The 18,862-nt window shown below is 71.7% G+C and carries 18 protein-coding genes and 1 pseudogene; 14 read left to right on the forward strand and 5 right to left on the reverse strand.

Going from position 1 to position 18,862, the window contains the following annotated elements; all coding sequences use genetic code 11:
* Together ABT300_RS28305 and ABT300_RS28310 are read right to left on the reverse strand one after the other, a co-directional pair.
* The coding region (locus tag ABT300_RS28305; protein WP_502978009.1) for a glycoside hydrolase family 78 protein at nucleotides 1–638 on the reverse strand (638 nt) is incomplete at its 3' end.
* 589 nt (nucleotides 639–1,227) lie between these two features.
* Nucleotides 1,228–2,277, reverse strand: coding sequence for an Lrp/AsnC family transcriptional regulator (locus tag ABT300_RS28310; protein ID WP_351681310.1), 1,050 nt, complete (start codon nucleotides 2,275–2,277; stop codon nucleotides 1,228–1,230).
* Nucleotides 2,278–2,421: 144 nt separating this feature from the next.
* On the opposite strand from ABT300_RS28310, the gene ABT300_RS28315 reads away from it, so the two are divergent.
* The gene (locus ABT300_RS28315; RefSeq protein WP_351681312.1) at nucleotides 2,422–4,008 is read left to right on the forward strand and encodes an MFS transporter; all 1,587 of its coding nucleotides are present in this window, start codon (nucleotides 2,422–2,424) and stop codon (nucleotides 4,006–4,008) included.
* A 67-nt stretch (nucleotides 4,009–4,075) separates the two neighbouring features.
* Here the strand turns inward: ABT300_RS28315 and ABT300_RS28320 are convergent, their stop codons facing one another.
* A complete protein-coding gene (locus ABT300_RS28320; RefSeq protein WP_351681315.1) occupies nucleotides 4,076–4,699 on the reverse strand; it encodes a PASTA domain-containing protein in 624 nt (207 codons plus the stop codon).
* A 194-nt stretch (nucleotides 4,700–4,893) separates the two neighbouring features.
* Here ABT300_RS28320 and ABT300_RS28325 point away from each other — a divergent pair.
* Nucleotides 4,894–5,007: pseudogene (locus ABT300_RS28325) on the forward strand (DUF6411 family protein); the annotation flags it as partial.
* Between the two features lie 259 nt (nucleotides 5,008–5,266).
* Here ABT300_RS28325 and paaZ read toward each other — a convergent pair.
* Entirely contained in the window at nucleotides 5,267–6,820 is a 1,554-nt protein-coding gene (paaZ, locus tag ABT300_RS28330; RefSeq protein ID WP_351681318.1) for a phenylacetic acid degradation bifunctional protein PaaZ, read from the reverse strand.
* Nucleotides 6,821–6,865: 45 nt separating this feature from the next.
* A complete protein-coding gene (locus ABT300_RS28335) occupies nucleotides 6,866–7,726 on the reverse strand; it encodes a VOC family protein (RefSeq protein ID WP_351681321.1) in 861 nt (286 codons plus the stop codon).
* A gap of 81 nt (nucleotides 7,727–7,807) precedes the next feature.
* Between ABT300_RS28335 and ABT300_RS28340 the strand changes: the two genes are divergently transcribed.
* The 12 genes from ABT300_RS28340 to ABT300_RS28395 form a co-directional block, all read left to right on the forward strand.
* Nucleotides 7,808–8,389: a carboxymuconolactone decarboxylase family protein gene (locus ABT300_RS28340; protein WP_351681324.1), complete on the forward strand. Its 582-nt coding sequence runs from the start codon at nucleotides 7,808–7,810 to the stop codon at nucleotides 8,387–8,389.
* Nucleotides 8,386–9,276, forward strand: a complete 891-nt coding sequence (locus ABT300_RS28345) for a fumarylacetoacetate hydrolase family protein (RefSeq protein ID WP_351681327.1) — start codon at nucleotides 8,386–8,388, stop codon at nucleotides 9,274–9,276. The genes ABT300_RS28340 and ABT300_RS28345 overlap by 4 nt, the downstream gene beginning before the upstream one ends.
* The gene (locus ABT300_RS28350) at nucleotides 9,257–9,799 is read left to right on the forward strand and encodes a MarR family winged helix-turn-helix transcriptional regulator (protein ID WP_351681330.1); all 543 of its coding nucleotides are present in this window, start codon (nucleotides 9,257–9,259) and stop codon (nucleotides 9,797–9,799) included. The genes ABT300_RS28345 and ABT300_RS28350 overlap by 20 nt, the downstream gene beginning before the upstream one ends.
* Before the next feature lie 102 nt (nucleotides 9,800–9,901).
* Nucleotides 9,902–10,432 (forward strand): cupin domain-containing protein, encoded by a 531-nt coding sequence (locus tag ABT300_RS28355; protein ID WP_351681333.1) that lies wholly within the window; start codon nucleotides 9,902–9,904, stop codon nucleotides 10,430–10,432.
* Nucleotides 10,429–11,628 carry a cytochrome P450 gene (locus tag ABT300_RS28360; RefSeq protein ID WP_351681336.1) on the forward strand — a complete coding sequence of 400 codons (1,200 nt, stop codon included), beginning with the start codon at nucleotides 10,429–10,431 and terminating at the stop codon, nucleotides 11,626–11,628. Before ABT300_RS28355 ends, ABT300_RS28360 begins: the two co-directional genes overlap by 4 nt.
* Before the next feature lie 23 nt (nucleotides 11,629–11,651).
* Nucleotides 11,652–11,975 (forward strand): 2Fe-2S iron-sulfur cluster-binding protein, encoded by a 324-nt coding sequence (locus ABT300_RS28365; RefSeq protein ID WP_351681339.1) that lies wholly within the window; start codon nucleotides 11,652–11,654, stop codon nucleotides 11,973–11,975.
* The gene (locus ABT300_RS28370; protein ID WP_351681342.1) at nucleotides 11,972–13,225 is read left to right on the forward strand and encodes an NAD(P)/FAD-dependent oxidoreductase; all 1,254 of its coding nucleotides are present in this window, start codon (nucleotides 11,972–11,974) and stop codon (nucleotides 13,223–13,225) included. The genes ABT300_RS28365 and ABT300_RS28370 overlap by 4 nt, the downstream gene beginning before the upstream one ends.
* Nucleotides 13,222–14,673, forward strand: a complete 1,452-nt coding sequence (locus ABT300_RS28375; RefSeq protein WP_351681345.1) for a class I adenylate-forming enzyme family protein — start codon at nucleotides 13,222–13,224, stop codon at nucleotides 14,671–14,673. Before ABT300_RS28370 ends, ABT300_RS28375 begins: the two co-directional genes overlap by 4 nt.
* 72 nt (nucleotides 14,674–14,745) lie before the next feature.
* Nucleotides 14,746–15,864 (forward strand): alcohol dehydrogenase catalytic domain-containing protein, encoded by a 1,119-nt coding sequence (locus tag ABT300_RS28380; RefSeq protein ID WP_351681347.1) that lies wholly within the window; start codon nucleotides 14,746–14,748, stop codon nucleotides 15,862–15,864.
* An 82-nt stretch (nucleotides 15,865–15,946) separates the two neighbouring features.
* Complete coding sequence (locus ABT300_RS28385) at nucleotides 15,947–17,140, forward strand: acyl-CoA dehydrogenase family protein (protein WP_351681350.1); 1,194 nt, start codon at nucleotides 15,947–15,949, stop codon at nucleotides 17,138–17,140.
* On the forward strand, nucleotides 17,137–18,765 hold the full coding sequence (locus ABT300_RS28390; protein ID WP_351681353.1) for a bifunctional 3-(3-hydroxy-phenyl)propionate/3-hydroxycinnamic acid hydroxylase: 1,629 nt from the start codon (nucleotides 17,137–17,139) through the stop codon (nucleotides 18,763–18,765). The genes ABT300_RS28385 and ABT300_RS28390 overlap by 4 nt, the downstream gene beginning before the upstream one ends.
* The coding region (locus tag ABT300_RS28395; protein ID WP_351681356.1) for a 3-hydroxyacyl-CoA dehydrogenase NAD-binding domain-containing protein at nucleotides 18,762–18,862 on the forward strand (101 nt) is incomplete at its 3' end. The genes ABT300_RS28390 and ABT300_RS28395, both read left to right, overlap by 4 nt.

Consider the following 18,862-nt stretch of genomic DNA (forward strand, 5'->3'; position numbering starts at 1 on the left):
GCGACGATGCGGAAGTCGTAGGTGGAGCCGGTGGTGAGGGCGAAGGGGAGGGCTGTCGCGGTCTTGAGTGCGGTGAAGGTTCCGTTCTTCTGAACTTGCGGGGCGATGGTGTTCTCGCCGTTGCCCTTGAACTGCCACAGGTAGTAGTTGCTGGTGTCCTGGGCGCGGAAGGTGACGCTGGCGTACTTGGCGTTGATGACGAAACTGCCCTGGAACGTGTAGTCCGTCCACGCCGTGGGGGCGCCGCTCCAGATCGGGGTGGCGCCTGGCCAGGCGGCGCCCGGCCCGGTGCCGAAGAACGCCGCCGCGGACCAGGGGGAAGCCGCACCGGAGGAGTCCCACGTCCGGACCCGCCAGAAGTAGCCGGAGGAGGCCGTCAGGGCCGGGCCGCCGTAGGAGACGTTGCCGTCGGTCGCGGAGGTGACCTGGCCCGAGTCCCATATGTCAGGAGTGCCGGTCAGGGCGGATGAGGTCGTGGCGACCTGGATCCGGTACGCGGTCTGCCGGTCGCCGCCGACCTGCCAGCCGAGCAGCGGGGTGGAGTCGGGGGCCACGTCGACCGGCGTCGTCAGGCTGTTCACGGTCAGCGCCGCGGGAGTGTCCTGGGCGGCGCTCGCCAGGGGAAGCTGTCCGGTCACGCCGCCGAAGACAGCGAAGCAAACGGTGAGCAGGACCGTCAGAAGAGAGCGCGGGGTTCCCGCTGTGCGGGATCTCCGGTGTCTTCGGGCAGCGCGGGAGGGAGGGGCTACAGGCGGCACGGCGAGTCCTTAAAACGTTTCAATCGGTGGGGACAGCGTCTCCGTGACCTGGGACGGAGTGAGTGGCTGACATCCTGAGGCGCTGATGCCGGGCTGTCAACGTTCCTGTCACACGGCGGAAACCGGCCGACCGTGAGTAAGACCCCGGCGTCCTGTCTTTCCGCACCCTGAGCGGCGGTGCCGGGCCCTGCCGGCAGCCATGTGCGAGCACGGGCTGATCCGCATCCGCCCGGCGTCACCCCAGCCGCGCCAAGGCATCAGCCCGTTCACCACAGGACCCTGACACAGACCGTCACCGCCCGCCGCCCCCGGCCTCGACCGGCCGGACGACGTGGCAGTCCGCTTCGGTCTCCCTGTCCGCTCCTTCATTCACACCGCAGGGCTGGGACCACTTTCCGGCAGCCGCCCCGGATCTCACACAGCGACACATCCAGCGGCATTGCCGGCGGGACGCCAGTCGCCGACCTGCTCAGGTCGTTCGCAGGGTCGCTGCGGCTTTGTACGTGCGCAGCACCGGCGCGGTCTCGATCCGCGCGATCGCGTCCAACGCCACCCTCCGGGTCAGGTAGTGGTGCAGTTCCGCGGCGTCCCGGCACAGCGCGTGTGCGACCAGGTTCGTCGGACCGGTCGTCGCCGCGACCACCGCCAGTTCCTCGTGCCCGGCCAGCGCGGTGGCGACCTCGTCCAGTCGTGCGGGCGCCACCTGCATCCACAGCAACGCCGAGACGGTGACGCCCAACAGCGCCGGGTCGACGTCCACGTCGAAGAACACCGCGCCGCGCGCTCGCAGTTCGGCGAGCCTGCGAGCCACCGTGGACGCGGTCGAGCCGGTGGCGGCGGCCAGGTCGGCGTAGCTGATGCGGGCGTCGTCGCGCAGCGCGTCCAGCAGCCGGCGATCGGCGTCGGTGAGCAGGTACGCGGGCGCCCCCTCCTCCGGCCCGGCTCCCGCCGCCGGCTCGCCTTGGGCCGCCACCGCGGTGGCGTGCGCGCGGGCGGTCGCCGGACCGAGGCCCGTACCGCTCTCGGCGCGCAGCCGCGCCTGCTGCGCGGGGTCGAGCGCCTCGACACGGCCGCGCCACGCGGTCGGACCTCCGAAGTAGGTGTGCAGCAAGTAGTGCGCGGAGACCGCGGTGATCCCCGCGGTGCGCGGGATGTCGCGCAGCAGCAGCGCGTGGGCGTCCGGGCCCGCGGGCGTGGTGTGGATGATCGCCACGATTTCGGTGCCGCCGGAGGTCAGCCGCACCCACGACGTGTCCGGACGGCGTGCCAGCGCGACTGCGATGTCGTGCGCAGTACGCGTCGCGGCCGTCAGCCGCACGAACCACTGGTGCGTGCCGGAGCTGCGCGGCGCGGGCAGCGCGACCACGCGCAGTCCCGCCTGCGCGTACAGGCGGCGATAGCGGCGCGCCACGGTCTGTGTGGAGGAGCCGAGTACGTCGGCGACGAGCGTGAAGGGCGCCCTCCCATCAAGCTGCAGGGCATGGATCAGGCAGCGATCGAGGTCATCCAGGATGAGCATATCCATCAAATTAGCTGCCCCAGATGGAAGTAATCACCCCTGTCCAGTCGAGAAAAGGAAGCCCGGGCCGGTGGCGCGACACGGTGGTCACCGGCCGCCTCGCCGGGGCGGGCCGTCGTCCCGGACACCGCAGGGAGAGAGAGCATGTCCCGCACCACGCACCGCAACACACCGGCCGACCCGCGCCATCCCGGCCCGGACGTGGACCCGCCCCCCGCGCCGGCCCCCTCGGCAGACGCTGCGACCCGACCGCAACCCGACTCCGTACCGGAGTCCGCGGTGTCGAAGCTCGCGGCCTCGGGGCCCGCGTACCGGTGGCGGTGGCTTGCCCTGGCGGCGGTGCTGGTCGCCGAGGCCATGAACCTTCTCGACGCGACGATCGTCCAGGTCGCCGGCCCCGTCATCCACGCCGAACTGGGCGGAGCGAGCGCCGGCATCCCGTGGTTCAGCGCCTCCTACACGCTCGCGTTCGCCCTCGGGTTGCTGACCGGCGCCCGACTGGGCGACATCGCCGGCCGCCGCCGTGTCTTCCGTATCGGCGTCGCCGCGTTCGCCGCCACCTCGCTGGCGTGTGCACTCGCCCCGACCCCCGAGACGCTGATCGGGCTGCGCGCGCTGCAGGGCGCCGCAGCCGCGCTGATCATCCCGCAGACGTTCGGGCTGATCCGCGCGATGTTCGACGGCGACGAACTGCCCAAGGCACTCGGCGCCATCGGCCCGGTCATGGGCTTGTCCGCCGTACTGGGGCCGGTGCTCGGCGCAGTCCTGACGAACGCCGACGTGCTCGGGTCGTCGTGGCGCGCGGTCTTCCTGGTCAACCTTCCTCTCGCCGCCGCCGTGTTGGCGATCGCGCCGCGCCTGCGTGAGGACCGCGCCCCGTCCCGACCGCGCCTGGACCCGACCGGGACCGTGCTGGCGACGGCCGGCACTGCTTTGACCGTGTGTCCACTGGCCACCGGGACCCCGGGCTCGGCGGCCTGGGCCACCGCCGCAGCAGGCATCGCCGTCCTCATGCTGTTCGTCGCCCACCAGCGCCGCACCGCCCGCCCGGGTCGGACCCCGTTGATCGAACCGGCGCTGCTGCGCGGTCGCGCCTTTCCGGCGGCGCTGGCCACCTCGGCGCTGTTCTTCACCGTCATGAACGCCGTCATGATCACCGTGGTGCTGCACCTGGAACTGGGTCTCGATCGCGGCCCGCTCACCGCGGGCCTGACACTGCTGCCGTGGTCGACCGGACTGGCCGCCGGGTCATGGGCCGCAGGCGCCTACCTGGTGCCGCGCCACGGAACCCGCGTCATGCACGCCGGCATCGCCACCCTCGCCGCCGGCCTGGCCGGGTCCGTCCTCGCCTATCAGGCAAGCGCCCCCGACGCGTACCCCGCGGCTCTGCCGTTCGCGCTGGCCGTCGCAGGCCTGGGAACCGGCCTGTTCACGCCACCGTTCTTCACCACCTCGCTGCGTGGCGTCGGACCGCAGGAGACCGGCTCCGCCGCGGGGCTCCTCAACGCCGTCCAGCAACTCGGCGGCACGCTCGGCGTCGCAGTCGCCGGCGGCATCTACCTCGCGAGCGCCGACGCGCCGCGCGTGGCCGCGCAGACGGCCCTGGCCGCCGCTGGCGCGATTCTGGCGGCGACCGCGATCGCCGCCGTCGCGATGACGTCCCACCACAGCACCGCCCCTGCGGCTCCAGCGGCGGCGAAGTCCGCGACACCGCCGCCGACGCACATCTGAAGGGGTGAGACATCGCCGAGTGGCTCTGCACGCCGAGCAGTTCTGCGTGCCTGCGTGTCCGGCGCTGTCAGGGGCAGCTCTCGCCGAATTTGACTGCGGTGAAGCTCACCGGCTGCCCGGACAGCTTCACCCCGGCGGCCGGAGTCTGCCCGCAGACCTGCCAGTTGGACTCGACGAGGATGAACCGGTCTTCGCCGGCGTCCTTCACCGTGACGGACGTTCCCGAATCAAGTGCCGCACGGGCAGCCTTCACGGACTTGCCCTTGAAGTCCGGCATCGTCCCGCCTGCTTCGGCCGGTGCCTTCTGGTCCGTCGCGGGGCAGGTCTCCTCCAGCTTGACGGCCCCGAAGTCGAGCTTCGTGTCTGTCGGCACGCTCTTCCCCGCGGCGATGTTCTGACTGCACACTTTCCAGTTCCGGTCGAGGGCCTGCATACGTCCGCGGCCGAGCGCGTCGTGGGACTTCAGGGCGTAGAAGCCGGCGGCCTGGGAGGTGTCTTGGGCGGACTGGAGGCCCATGCCGACGAGGTTGGGGACGGCCGCCGTCTCGGCTTCGTTCCTGCCGCTGGACGCCGTCCTCTCAGCGTTGGCGGTGGGCGTCGTGCCCCTTCCGGTGGTGTCGTCGGGGCCGCAGCCGGTTGCGGCGAGGACGAGTACGCCGATGGTGGCGCCGGTGAGTTTCCAGTCGGCCATGTGAGCCCCCGTTGATGAGTCGCTGCTGTGATGGACGAGCGTACGAGGGATGGTTGAGCAGGTGAGACGTACGGCGCTTCTGTGACCTGAACGAGTGGCCCGTGTCTCCTGTGAACGAGACCGGCCGGGGCCGACGCTCGCGGTCGGCGCTCGGTCGGTCACCGTGGCACCGGCGATCCGACGGAAGTCGGCTGCCTTTCCGGTCCAGCTCGCGGACCGTGGGCCGTAGCGGTTCCGCGGGCCGCAGGGCGCGTGGCCGCCTGCCCTTCCGAGCGAGCAGCGATGCGGTGCCGCGACGACGCAGGTGACCGGTACCGCGCCTCTTCGAAGGCGGCCCCGCTCGGCGTCCTCGCCGGCAGGGGCCGCACGCGTGTCCGTGCACGGCCCCTGCTCTCGTGGTCGAGAGGTGTTTCTCGCTGGTCATGGGCGCAGGCCATGGGGACCGCGCGGACAGCCGCGGCCGACGGTGAGCACCGGGCAACGATCGGCCGGACAGCTTTCAGCTGCGCGGTTCACAGCACCGTGGTCGCGCTTCGCAGGCTCGAGGCGGCCCCGCCATGGTGCGGACTACTGGTCCCGGAACGCGGCCATCATCCGCCGGGACGCCTGCACCCCGGTGCGCTGCATCAGTTCCACCACACCCCTGACGCCTGCCAACTCCGATCCTCCGCCGGCCCGTCCGGGTCCGCCGTGCCTGAGTGCGGGCAGGGGCGATCCGTGGCCGGTGGTCTGGGTCATGTTGGTCGAGTCGAGCAGGTGCAGTCGGCCGTGCCAGGGAGCCGCGTCCCGGGCGAAGGAGGTCGTCCAGGCGACGTCGTCGCCGACCAGTGAGGCGGCGAGGCTGCCCCGGCCGCGGGCCAGCAGGGCGGTGGCGTGGGCGGTGTCGCGGTAGGCGAGGACGGTGGCGGCGGGACCGAAGGGCTCGACCTCGTGGGGTGCGGAGGCGTCCGGGTCGGCGGAGATCAGCAGGGTGTCGAGGAAGGCGCCCCGCTCCGGGTCGGCGTCCACCACGCGCACCTTGTCCGGGTCGCCGTGGACGAAGCGCCCGGACGCCGCGATGGCCCGCACCGCCCGCCGTACGTCCTCGCGCTGGGCGAGACTGACGACCGGGCCCATTCGCACCCCCTCCGCGGCGGGGTTGCCGATGGGCGCCTCGGCCAGTTGGGACGCGATCGCGTCGAGCGCGGCGCGCTCGTGCTTTTGGGGTACGAGGACACGGCGGACGGCCGTGCACTTCTGGCCCGCCTTGACCGTCATCTCGGTGACGACCTCCCGCACGAACGCCTCGAACAGCGGTGATGCCGGCGGGACGTCGGGGGCCAGTACGACGGCGTTGACGGAGTCGGCCTCGGCGTTGAAACGGACGGAGCGGGCGACCAGGTTGGAGTGGGTGCGCAGGGTCTCGGCGGTGGCGGCGGAGCCGGTGAAGGAGAGGACGTCCTGCTCACCGAGCAGGTCGAGCGCCGGGCGAACCGAGCCGGCTACCAGTTGCAGGGTCCCCGGCGGCAGAGCGCCGGAGTCGGTGATGATCCGCACCAGGCGTTCGGTGAGGTACGCGGTCGGGGTGGCCGGTTTCACCACGCTCGGCATGCCCGCCAGCACGGCCTGGGCCAGCTTCTCCAACGGCGCCCAGACGGGGAAGTTGAAGGCGTTCACCTGGAGCATCAGACCGGGGGACGGGGTGACGAGGTGGACGCCCAGGAAATCCTCGCCGCGGGCCAGGCGTTCGGCGGGACCTTCGACGAGGTACGGGGCGTCCGGGAGTTCGACGCGGGCGCGCGCGGCGTAGTCGCGCAGGACGCGGATGCCGCCGTCGACGTCGTAGCGGGCGTCGTTCAGGGTGGCTCCGGCGCGGGCGGAGAGGACGTAGAGCTCCTCGCGCCGGGCGCGGACGGCGCCGGCGAGTGCCTCAAGGAGGTCGGCCCGCTGGTGGAAGGTGAGCGCGCGCAGTGCGGGGCCGCCGACGTCGCGGGCATGGCCGAAGGCGCCGGCGAGGTCGAGGCCCCGGGAGGAGACGCGGCAGACGGTCTCGCCGGTGACGGCGTCGCGGACGTCGACCGCCGCCGGGTCATGGGCCGTCGGTGCGACCCAGGTGTCCTGCAGATGGCTTTCGAGAAGCATGGGATACGGCCCGCTTTCGTCGAGGGGAGAAGGACTGCGGCCGCGTCACGGGACCGGGTGGTGGCCCCAGACGTCGGCCGTGTACGTGCGGCTCACCCAGGTGGCCTCGTCGACCTGCACGCCGCCCGCGCCGATCTCGATGCCGAACCCGGCGGGCGAGGTCATGTAGAAGGAGAACATTCCGTCGTTGGCGTGCTTGCCGAGCGTGGCCATGAGCTTGACGTCGTGCTCGCGCGTGCGGTCCAGGGCGCGGCCGACCTCCTCCGGTGTGGTCACCTCGCACAGGATGTGATGGGTGCCCTCGTTCCGGTACGAGCGGACGAAGGCGACGCTGTGATGGCGGGGGTTGCAGCCCAGGAAGTAGAAGGTGCCCCAGGGGTAGTCGGCGGTGTCACTGAGGCGGAAGCCGAGGACGTCGCGGTAGAAGTCCACCGCCTCCTGGACGTGCGGCGTCTTCATCACCACGTGTCCGAGCCCCTGGTCGCCGGTCACGAAGTCGACGCCGAGCGGCGAGACGAACTGGCTCGGAGCCAGCCGGCGCCCGCAGAACAGCTCGGTGCGGATCTTCGCCGGGCCGGTGAAGTGCACCATCCGGGTCACTTGGCGCTCACGGCACTCCTCCTCGGTGCCCGCCGTCACATCGACGCCGGCCTCCTTCAGCCGCACGGTCATCTCGTCGACCGCGGCCGTGTCGCGGACCTCCCAGCCGATGACGGTGACACCGCCCACCGGGGCTTGTGCGAGCCACATGCGGAACGGGTGCTGGTCCATCCGCAGCCGGTGGCGCACGGGGTCGTCGGGCTCGCCGTTCTCGACCGCGAGCCCGATCACGTCGCGGGCGTACTGCGCCCACGCTGCCGGATCGGGCGTGCCGATCCCCACATACCCAAGACTCTGGATCGTCATGGCGAAGACCGTATTTGTTAGACCCTTGACGGTCAAGGCTCTGGCTAATACGTTGCCGTCATCGAGCCGAGGAGGACTCCGATGCCGGAGAAGCCCCGCCTGCTTCCCGTCGACGAGGCGGATCTGCAGGAGAAGACGCTGGCGTCGCTGGCGCCCTACCGTGATCAGGACGGCCGGATCTACGCGATCTGGGCGACCCTGGCCCACCACGAGGACGCGCTGCGCCGCTACCTCGTCTTCAGCAACCACGTCCTGGGCAAGAACACCCTGCCGCTCGCCTCGCGGGAGCTGATGATCCTGCGGATCGCCGCCCGAGCGCAGGCGGCCTACGAGTGGGACCAGCACGTGCGGATCGCCCGCCGCGCGGGCCTCGCCGACGAGACGATCCTCTCCGCCGCCACCGGCGCCCGGGACGGCCTCGGCGAGCTGGACCGGGTCCTGCTGGCCGCCACCGACTCGCTCGTCGACCACCAGGGCGTCGACGACGGGCTGTGGGACCGGCTGACCGCCTGCCTGAGCACCGAACAGGTCATCGACGTCCTCTACACCGTCGGCCAGTACCTGACCGTCGCCACCGTGATCAACACGCTCGGCGTACGGACCGAGGGCGAGCTCGCCCTGCCCCTGCCCGGCCCCGCCGACCTGAAGGAAGTGCCCGCATGAAGCTCGCCAACCTCGCCGGCCGACCCGTCGTCGTGCGGGGCGACCGCGCCCTCGACGTCGCCGACGCGAGCAAGGGAGCCGTGGAGGCGCGCCTGGAGGTGCTCTGCGACCTCGCCCTCCATGACGAGCTGCGTGCGCTCGCCGAGCGGGCCGCGGAGGCGGATTGGAAGCCCTTCGAGCCCCGTGACCTGGGCCGGGTGGCCAAGCCGTACAAGGCGATCGGGGTCGCCCTCAACTACCGGGCGCACGCTGAGGAATCGAATCTGCCGGTCCCGGACGAACCGTCGGTGTTCGCCAAGTTCGCCTCGTCCGTGGTCGGCCCCTATGACGCGATCGTGGTCGAGCCGCAGTACGACAGAGTCGACTACGAGGCGGAGCTGGTCGTCGTCATGGGGCGCACCGGCAAGAACATCTCCGAGGCCGACGCATGGTCCCACGTCGCGGGCGTGACCGCCGGACAGGACGTCAGCGACCGGCGTGAGCAGTGGCGCAAGCCGATCAACCAGTTCACGCTGCCGAAGTCGTACGACACCTTCAGCCCGATCGGCCCCTACCTGGTCACCCTCGACGAGTTCGCGGACCCGGACGACATCGAGGTCGCGGGCTGGGTCGACGACCTGGAGGTGCAGCGAGGCCGTACCTCGGACCTGATCTTCCCGGTGCCCGAACTGATCGCCTGGCTGTCGAAGCGGGTCACGTTCGAACCCGGCGACCTGATCTTCACCGGGACCCCGGCCGGCTGCGGCGTCCGCCGCACGCCACGGCTGTACCTGACCGAGGGCAAGGTCCTGCGCACCGAGGTCACCGGCGTGGGCACTATGGTCAATCCGGTCGTGGCGGGCTGGACACAGGAAAGGGCGGCGGATCGTGACCGACACCGCACGTGAGACGGAGATCGCCGGCGCGAGCCGGACCCGGGAGTTCTCGGAACTGCTGCGCCATCACCACCGTCAGCTCGGCACGACCGACCCTCGCGACCTCGACGCGATCGAGATGGTCACCGACCTCACCCGGCTCGAGGCCCGGCTCACCAAGGACTTCGAGAAGCACGTCCACCGGCCCCTCGGCCTGACCTGGGCGGGCTTCAGGATCCTCAACGCCCTCTGGGTCTACGGCCCGCTCGGCCAGCAGGACATCGGCCGGTTCTCCGGGTCCACCAGGGCCAGCATCTCCAGCGCCCTGTCGACCCTGGAGAGCCGGGGCCTGGTCAGCCGTGAGCGTGTCGAGTCCGACCGCCGTCAGCTGTTCGTCGAGCTGACCGAGGACGGGCGGGAGACGCTGCGCAAGGCTATCGAGGCGCAGACCCTGCGTGAGCGGGCGTGGACCGGGGTGCTGCGTGACGACCAGCTCAGTGAACTGGTCCACCTGCTGCGCACCTTGGTCAACCAGGAGACCCCGCCCGCGGAGTGACCACCCCCGTGCCCGAAACAGCAGGGCGTCGGCGCCCGAAAATCGTCAGGCCTTTTACCGTCAGACATCTAACAATTTCCTGGTTTCTCAAGGGAGAGAATCATGGTCCGTCGTGTCGTCACAGGTGTGGGTTCCAGCGGTAAGCCCGTGATCGTCAGTGACGGGGAGCCGCCCGTCACGCGCCGGTATGTCCACACCCCCGGTTTCGCCCGTTCCCTGGTGTGGAGCACGACGGCTCCCGCCACCCCGTCGTCCGACCCGACGGAGTCCCTGAAGTCCTATGTGCCGGCCCCCGGAGAGACGGTCGCGCTGACCGTCACCTTCCCGCCGGCGAGCGTGTACGCCGACCCGTCATGGGACCCGGCGGCCGCCGGCGCCGAACAGCTGGAGGCCACGCCGGGCCTGGCCGAGCTGTTCGAGATCGACGACCCGGGCATGCACACCACACCCACCGTCGACTACGGCGTCGTCCTCAGCGGCGAGATCGTCCTCGACCTCGACGGCGATGAGACCGCGGTCCTGAAGCCCGGCGACCTGGTCGTGCAGAACGGCACCCGGCACGCCTGGCGCAACCTCGGCGCCGAGCCCGCCACCCTCTTCTTCGTCCTGATCGGCGCGGGCGGGGCGTCATGAGCGTCCTGACGACGGCGGCGCCCGGCGCACCCGTCGTCGAGCTCGACCTCGCCGAGCTGCGCCGCGACCCCTACCCGGCCTACGCCGAACTGCGCCGCGCCGCGCCGCTGGCCTGGGTCCCCTCGGTCGGCCGCCACCTGCTGACCCGTTACGAGGACATCGTCCGCGCCGAGAAACTGCCCGAGATCTTCAGTTCCCGCGAGGAGGGCTCGCTGCTGCTGCGCACCGTCGGGCCCAACATGCTCCGCGAGGACGACCCGGTGCACCGGCGCCTGCGGGCCGCCGCCGAGCCGCCCACCCGCCCGCGCCGAGTCCGCGACCTGTGGGCGGCCTCCTTCGAGCGCACCGCGCACGAACTGCTCGACCGGCTCGAGGGCCGCGGCGAGGCCGATCTGATCGCCGACTTCGCCGAACCGCTCGCCGCCGCCAACCTGGCCCTGGTCCTGGGCCTGCGCACCGCGAGCGCCCATGACATCGCCGACTGGTCACGGGCGATGATGGCCGCCAACGGCAACTACGCCGACGAGCCCGACATCTGGCAGCGCGCCGAGCGGGCGACCCGGGCCATCGAGGACGCGGTGGCCGAGGCGGTCGACGCCGTCAGGGACACTCCAGACGGCTCGGTGATCTCCTCCATGGTCCACGCCGCCGACCCGGTGTCGCGGGCCGAGATCCAGAACAACGTCAAGGTCGTCATCGGCGGAGGCGTCAACGAGCCGCGGGACGTCTTCGGCGTCGGGGCCTGGGCGCTGCTGCGACGACCCGAGGTGCTGGAACGGGTGCTCAAGGACCCGGCGGTCTGGAAGCGGGTCTTCGAGGAGACGGCGCGGTGGATCTCGCCGATCGGCATGTATCCGCGTCAGCTCGCCCAGGACCATGAGATCGCCGGTGTGACGCTGCCGGCCGGCAGCCGCGTGGCCCTCGTCATCGCCTCCGGCAACCGGGACGCATCGGTCTTCGAGCGGGCCGACGAGTTCGACCCGGACCGGCCGCACCGTCCGCACCTCGCCTTCGGCGGCGGGCCGCACTTCTGCATGGGCGCGTGGGTCGCGCGCCACGAGGTCAGCGCCATCGCCTGGCCCCTCGTCTTCAGCCGCCTCAAGGGGCTCCGCCTCGCCGACAACACCCCGGACCGTCTGGACGGCTGGGTGTTCCGCGGGCTGACCTCGCTGAACGTCACCTGGCAAGCCCCCTGAGCCGTCCCCATCGGGAGGACCGCATGCCCACCGTCATCTTCCAGTTGCCCGACGGGACCGAACGCAAGGTCACCGCGGAGTCCGGGACCGTGCTCATGCAGGCGGCGGTCGCGAACGGCGTTCAGGGCATCGTCGCCGAATGCGGGGGAAACGCCTCCTGCGCCACCTGTCACGTCTACGTCGCCACCGTCCAGTCCGAACTGGTCGGCCCGCCGAACGAGGTCGAGGACGAGATGCTGGACTTCACCGCCGCGGAACGCCGGCCCACCAGCCGGCTCAGCTGTCAGATCCAGCTCACCGACCCGCTCGACGGACTGGTCGTCGGTGTGCCCGAGGAGCAGGTATGACGAGCGCAGCGGCGGGTGCGGTGGTCGTGGGCGGCGGGCAGGCCGGGTTCAGCGTCGCCTCGACACTGCGCGCCTCCGGTTACGAGGCCCCGATCACCGTGATCGCCGCCGAGCCCCATCCGCCGTACCAGCGGCCGCCGTTGTCGAAGAAGGCCCACACCGACCCCCAGGACCTCCGGGTCGAGCTGGTTCCCGAGTCCTTCTACCGCGACCGTGACATCGACCTGCGGCTCGGGGACGAGGCGATCTCCCTCGAACTCGCCGACCGCACCGTCCTCACCGGGACCGGCGCGCGGGTCTCCTACGACCATCTGGTGCTGGCCACGGGCGCACGGAACCGTCCGCTGCCCGTCCCCGGCGCCGAGCTGTCCGGCGTGCACGCCCTGCGCTCCCTCGACGAGGCTCTGGCGATCGGCCGGGCGCTGACGAAGGCCCGTGACGTCGTGGTCGTCGGCGGCGGCTTCATCGGTCTCGAACTGGCCCGGGCCGCTCTGGCCCACGGTGTCCGCGTGACCGTGGTGGAACTGGCCGACCGGCTGCTGGGCCGAGCGGTGTCGGCCGAACTCGAACCGTGGCTGCGGCAACGGCACGAACGCGCCGGCGTCCGGATCCTCACCGGCACGGCCGTCCGGGCACTGGAGGGCACGGGACGGGTCGAGCGGGTCGTCACCGACCGCGAAGTCCTGCCCGCCGACCTCGTCGTGTACGGCATCGGCGCGGTACCCCGCGACGAACTCGCCCGGCGGGCCGGGCTGGCCGTGCGCGACGGGGTGCTGGTCGACGAGCAACTGCGCTCGGTGACCGACCCCCGTGTCTCCGCCGTCGGCGACTGCGCCCGGTATCCGCATCCACAGGCGGACGGGCCGGTTCGGCTCGAGTCGGTGCAGAACGCCGTCGACCAGGGCGCGCTGGTCGCGCGCCGCATCGCCGGGTCCGCCGATACCGCCGGCCCGTACCGGAGCCTGCCGTGGTTCTGGAGCGATCAGGGGGACGTCAAGCTGCAGATCGCCGGGCTGCGTTCGAGCGGTGACGAGGTACGAGTGGCGCCGGGCGACGCGGCGGAGCGGCTGGTCGCGTACTCCTTCCGCGACGACCTGCTGGTGGCCGTCGAGACGCTGAACTGGCCCGCCGAGCACCTTGCCGCCCGCCGGATGCTGGAGCGGCGGACGCCGATCTCGGCCGCCGACCTCGCAGGGACCACCCTCGGCGCCCTCGCCCGCGCCGGACGTACCGCGGAGGTGCGGGGATGACCGGCACATTCGGCGACCACCTCGTCAGCGGCGCCGCCGACGCCGGTTCCCGGACCGCACTGGTCTTCGAGGACCGGACCTGGACCTACACCGAACTCGACCTCGCCGTACGGCGCACGATCGCCCGGCTCGACAAGTCCGGGGTGCGCAGGGGCGACCGGGTGGTGATGCAGGGGGCCGCACGCCCCGAGGCGCTGATCACACTGTTCGCGGTGACCCGGATGGGCGCGGTGCTCGTACCGCTGCACCCGCAGGTGACCGGCGGTGAACTCGACGTGGTCTGCGAGGAGACCGGACCGGCGGCGGTGGTCGCCGACGAGGGGTTCCCCGCAGGCACCGGACTGCGCCTGACCTGGGATGAGCTGCATCCCGAGGACGAGGGACCCGAGGCCGTCCTCCACGACCTTCCGGCCGGGTCCGACACCGCCGTCATCGCGTTCACCTCCGGCACCTCGGGCCGGCCCAAGGGCGTCGCGCTGACCCACGACAACCTGCACTGGAGCATGGCCGGCGGCCTGGCCCGGATGCCCTTCGGGGAGAACGACACGGCGCTGATCTCCACCCCGCTGGCGCATGTCGCCGTACTGGGCGGACTCCCGCAGTGCGTCTGGGCGCGGCGCGGGACGGTGATCCTGGCCCCCCGCTTCGAGCCCGGCCTGTTCATCGACCTGGTCCGCGATCATCGGGTCACGTGCGCGTTCGCCGTACCGGCCATGTCCGCCCTGCTCGCCCGCCATCCCCGTTTCCGCGGCGGCGACCTGGACACCCTGCGCTGGATCCTGTCCGGAGGCTCACCGGCCCAGACCGCCACCCGCGAGCAGTTCCGGGCCCGCGGGATCGGCGTGGTCGACTCCTACGGCCTCACGGAGACCGCGGCCGGAGTGACGTACTCCGCGCCCGACGACCCGGCCGGTTCCACCGGATCGCCCGTCCCAGGGGCCGAAGTGACGATCGTGGACGCGGCCGGATCTCCCGCCCCGGTGGGCGCGCCCGGCGAGATCTGGGTGCGGGGTCCCTCCGTGGCCGCCGCGTACCGGACCGCCGCCGGGACGGTGCCCGTGACCGACGACGAGGGCTGGTTCCACACGGGGGACCGGGGACGGTTCGACGCGTACGGCCGGCTGGAGGTCGTCGGCCGGCTGAAGGACATCGTCATCACCGGCGGCGAGAACGTCGACCCCGCCGAGGTGGAGAACGCGCTCGCGGACTTCCCCGGCGTCGTCGAGGTCGCCGTCTCCGGGGCGCCCGACCCGGTCTGGGGCGAACTGGTGACGGCCTTCCTGGTCACCGACTCGGGCACACCCACCCTGGACGACCTGCGCGCCCATCTCGACGGCCGGCTCGCCCGGCACAAGTGGCCCCGGCGGCTGTGCGTCGTACCGGCCCTGCCCCGCGGGGCCACCGGAAAGCTGCAGCGTGCGCGACTGACGACGCTGCTGGACGACTGAACCCACCCTCCGAAAACTCCCCGAGACCGTGCCGTCGGCGCCGTCTCTCCCTCCCGTACCCGAGGAGACGCCATGAGTGCGACCATGCGAGCCGCGCGGATGCACAAGGTCGGCGAGCCGATGAGGATCGAGGAACTGCCCGTTCCCGAACCCGGCCCCGGCGACGTCCGCGTGGCCGTGCACGCCGTCAACATCGTCCCGAACCTCGCCAACATCCTGAACATGTGGACCACCTGGTTCCCGGACAGCCCCCTGCCGACCCTGCCGGCGATCTTCGGTCTCGACCCGGCGGGAGTGGTGGAGTCCGTCGGCGCGGGCGTCCAGGCGTTCAAGCCGGGCGACCGGGTGTACGTCAACCCGGGCCGCTCCTGCGGCTCGTGCCGGTCATGCCGCGACAACGACTCCATCAACTGCGCCAGTTACGCGTTCGCCGGATACTTCGGCTTCTCACCGACAGCGATCGACCTGCTGGACCGCTACCAGGGCGGCCTGGCCGAGTACATGGTGGCTCCGGCGTACTCCCTGGTGAAACTGCCGGACACGCTGTCCTTCGAGGCGGCCGCCCGCTTCGGCTACCTCGGCACCATGTACTCCGCGCTCCGCAAGGCCGGTGCCGGGCCGGGCAGGACCGTCCTCGTCAACGGCATCAGCGGCACCCTCGGCATCGGCGCGGCCCTCCTCGCGCCCGCCCTCGGCCTGACCCACGTCTACGGCACCGGCCGCGACAAGGGCCTGCTCGACCAGGTCGGCAAGCTCGCCGACGGACGCCTGCGCCTGCACTCGCTGCAGGACGGCCCGCTGGACGACTGGATCCGCGCCGAGACCGACGGCCACGGCGCCGACGTCTACATCGACGCGCTGGGTCCCGGCGCGCCGCACGAGACGTTCCTGGCCGGCATGCGGGCGCTGGCACGCGGCGGCATCGCGGTGAACATCGGCGCGGTCGCCGGGGACCTGCCCGTCGACGTCCACCGGATGATGGACCAGCAGTTGCGGCTGGTCGGCTCGGCCTGGTTCACCGCCGGCGAGGGCCAGGTCATGGCCGACATGGCGGGCGCAGGCCTTCTCGACCTCGGTCCGCTGGAGCACCAGGTCTTCCCGCTGGAACGGGTCAACGAGGCCATCGGCGGCATAGCACGACGCAACGGCGGCTTCAGCAACTTCGTCATCAGCCCGACGCTCTCCGCGTGACCGACCGAGCCGGAGGCCGCCGGTCCCTCCCCTGACCGGCGGCCTCCCCTTCTCATCACCTCCCTGCTTCTGGAGACACCTGATGCACGCTCAGCACACCCCGCGCCCGGCCGACCCCCTCGACCTCCTCGAACTCGACACCCTGCTCACCCCCGACGAGCGCGCCGTCCGCGACACGGTCCGCACCTTCTGCGACCGGCGCGTGGAGCCGCACATCACCGAGTGGTTCGAGCAGGGCGCCATCGAGGACATCCGCGGTCTGACGAAGGAACTCGGCGCACTCGGCCTGCTCGGAATGCACCTGGAGGGCTACGGCTGCGCGGGGATGAGCGCCGTCGACTACGGCCTGGCCTGTCTGGAACTGGAGGCCACCGACTCGGGGCTGCGCTCCCTGGTCTCGGTCCAGGGCTCGCTGGCCATGTTCGCGCTCCACGCCTTCGGCTCGGAAGAACAGAAGGAGGAGTGGCTGCCCAGGCTGGCCGCCGGCACCGCCATCGGCTGCTTCGGCCTCACCGAGCCGGACTCCGGCTCCGATCCGGGCAGCATGCGCACCGCCGCCCGCCGTGAGAGTGGGGGAGACTGGGTCCTCGACGGGCGCAAGATGTGGATCACCAACGGCTCGGTCGCGGACGTGGCGATCGTCTGGGCCCGCACCGACGACGGCGTCCGCGGCTTCGTCGTGCCGACCGACACCCCCGGCTTCTCGGCCCCCGCCATCAAGCACAAGATGTCACTGCGGGCCTCGGCGACGAGTGAACTCGTCCTGGATTCCGTTCGATTGCCGTCGACGGCCGTCCTGCCGGGGGTCCGCGGCCTGCGCGGTCCCCTGTCCTGCCTCAACGAGGCTCGCTACGGCATCGCGTGGGGCGCGATGGGCGCCGCCCGGTCGGCCTTCCGGGCCGCGTTGGCCTACGCGGGCGACCGCGTCCAGTTCGGCCGCCCGATCAGCTCCTTCCAGCTGACGCAGGCCAAACTCACCGACATGTCCCTGGAGTTGGCGAAGGGCACGCTGCTCGCCTTCCACCTGGGCCGCACCAAGGACGACCGGGGCCTGCGCCCCGAGCAGGTCAGCCACGGCAAGCTCAACAACACCCGTGCGGCGCTGGAGATCTGCCGCAGCGCGCGGACCGTGCTGGGCGCCAACGGCATCTCGCTGGAGTATCCGGTGATGAGGCACGCCAACAACCTGGAGTCGATCCTCACCTACGAGGGCACCGTCGAGATGCACACGCTGATGATCGGGCAGGCGCTGACCGGACAGGCGGCCTTCCGGTGACCGACACGTTCGACGCCGATGTGGTGGTCGTGGGCCTCGGACCGGTGGGCGCCACGGCCGCCAACCTCGCCCATGACCTGGGGCTTCGTGTCATCGCGGTCGACCGGGCGACGCAGGTCGAGCCACGCCCGCGTGCCATCGGCTTCGACCAGGAGGCCATGCGGGTCTTCGCGGGCCTCGGCCTGGCCGACGCGATCGCGCCGCACGTGATGCCCTACCGGCCCTCCGAGTACCACAACGCCGACGGGCGGGTCATCAGACGCATCGGCGCCGCACCGCCGCCCCATCCGCTCGGCTGGGCGCCCAACTACGTCTTCCTCCAGCCACGGTTGGAAGGCGCGCTGCGACAGCGCCTGGAGCAGTGCGCGGGGGTCGAGACACTCCTCGGCACGGAGGCGACGGACGTACAGTTCGACGACGGCGGCGCCCGCGTCGGGACGACCGATCTCTCGGGGAGGCGCAGGACCCTGCGGGCACGGTACGTCCTGGCCTGTGACGGCGGCGCCAGTCCTCTGCGGACCGCGCTGGGCCTGGACATGCGCGACCTGGAGTTCGACGAACCCTGGCTGGTCGTGGACGTCCTGCTGCACTCCGGCGCGGGTCAGGACCTTCCCCGCACCAACGTCCAGTACTGCGAGACCGCACGCCCCAGCACGTTCGTCGTGGGCCCCGGCAACCTGCGCCGCTGGGAGTTCATGATCAACCCGGGGGAGGACCCGGCGGAGGCGTCCCGGGAGGAGTTCGTACGGGGGCTGCTCTCCCGCTGGCTCGACGCGGGGGACTACGACCTGTGGCGCGCGTCCAGTTACCGCTTCCACGCGCTCGTCCTGCGGCAGTGGCGCGCCGGACGGCTGTTCTTCCTGGGCGACGCCGCCCACATGACCCCGCCCTTCCTCGCCCAGGGCATGTGTCAGGGCATCCGCGACGCCTCCAACCTGCTGTGGAAGCTGGCGCTCCGCCTGCGGGGCGTCGCAGAGGAGTCGCTGCTGGACACCTACCAGCGGGAACGGGAACCGCATGTGCGGCAGGTGACGCTGGCGGCCAAGGAGCTCGGCAGGATCATCTGCGAACGGGACGACGCCGTCGCCGCGGCACGCGACGCCGCACTGCTCGGCGAACTGGCGGCACGACCCGAGGGAATCGTCCGGCAGTCCCTCATCCCGGGCCTCGAGGCAGGATTCCTCGCTCCCGCGGGCTCTCCCGCGAGGGGTGAGCTGCTGCCGCAGCCCAGGGTCACGGACGTCCGAGGACAGGCGGGTCTGCTCGACACGTTCACCGGCAGCGCCTTCCGGCTGGTGGTCCGGCACGACGCAGACGCCTCTGCGGCCGAGCGGGCGCTCTGCGCCCATCGGGCGGCCGGAGGTTTTCCGCTGCGGCTGGTCCGCATGACCACGGCAGGCACGCCGGCCCGGCCGGACGAGTACCGGGAGTCAGAACCGGTCCTCGACGACTGGATGCGACAGCGGTCGTGCGCAGCCGTGCTCGCCCGCCCGGACCACTACGTCTTCGGCGGCGCCCGCGACACCGACGACGTCGGGACTCTGCTGCACGGCGCGGACCGGCAGTTGCGTCCCTGGGCTCACCACCTGACCGATCCTCCCTCGCGGGAAAGAGGTGCGGCGTGACGGACATCCGGCGGGTCGGCGTCGTCGGGTGCGGACTGATGGGCGCGGGCATCGCCGAGATCTGCGCCAGGGCCGGCCTGGACGTGATCGTCCACGA

Origin of the sequence: Streptomyces sp. NPDC001027, from assembly GCF_040299045.1 — a bacterium.
GTDB lineage: Bacteria > Actinomycetota > Actinomycetes > Streptomycetales > Streptomycetaceae > Streptomyces.

Coding starts and splice junctions, on each gene's coding strand:
- ABT300_RS28310 (WP_351681310.1), bottom strand. CDS start 2,277: ATGCTCATCCTGGATGACCTCGATCGCTGCCTGATCCATGCCCTGCAG.
- ABT300_RS28315 (WP_351681312.1), top strand. CDS start 2,422: ATGTCCCGCACCACGCACCGCAACACACCGGCCGACCCGCGCCATCCC.
- ABT300_RS28320 (WP_351681315.1), bottom strand. CDS start 4,699: ATGGCCGACTGGAAACTCACCGGCGCCACCATCGGCGTACTCGTCCTC.
- paaZ (WP_351681318.1), bottom strand. CDS start 6,820: ATGCTTCTCGAAAGCCATCTGCAGGACACCTGGGTCGCACCGACGGCC.
- ABT300_RS28335 (WP_351681321.1), bottom strand. CDS start 7,726: ATGACGATCCAGAGTCTTGGGTATGTGGGGATCGGCACGCCCGATCCG.
- ABT300_RS28340 (WP_351681324.1), top strand. CDS start 7,808: ATGCCGGAGAAGCCCCGCCTGCTTCCCGTCGACGAGGCGGATCTGCAG.
- ABT300_RS28345 (WP_351681327.1), top strand. CDS start 8,386: ATGAAGCTCGCCAACCTCGCCGGCCGACCCGTCGTCGTGCGGGGCGAC.
- ABT300_RS28355 (WP_351681333.1), top strand. CDS start 9,902: ATGGTCCGTCGTGTCGTCACAGGTGTGGGTTCCAGCGGTAAGCCCGTG.
- ABT300_RS28360 (WP_351681336.1), top strand. CDS start 10,429: ATGAGCGTCCTGACGACGGCGGCGCCCGGCGCACCCGTCGTCGAGCTC.
- ABT300_RS28365 (WP_351681339.1), top strand. CDS start 11,652: ATGCCCACCGTCATCTTCCAGTTGCCCGACGGGACCGAACGCAAGGTC.
- ABT300_RS28370 (WP_351681342.1), top strand. CDS start 11,972: ATGACGAGCGCAGCGGCGGGTGCGGTGGTCGTGGGCGGCGGGCAGGCC.
- ABT300_RS28375 (WP_351681345.1), top strand. CDS start 13,222: ATGACCGGCACATTCGGCGACCACCTCGTCAGCGGCGCCGCCGACGCC.
- ABT300_RS28380 (WP_351681347.1), top strand. CDS start 14,746: ATGAGTGCGACCATGCGAGCCGCGCGGATGCACAAGGTCGGCGAGCCG.
- ABT300_RS28385 (WP_351681350.1), top strand. CDS start 15,947: ATGCACGCTCAGCACACCCCGCGCCCGGCCGACCCCCTCGACCTCCTC.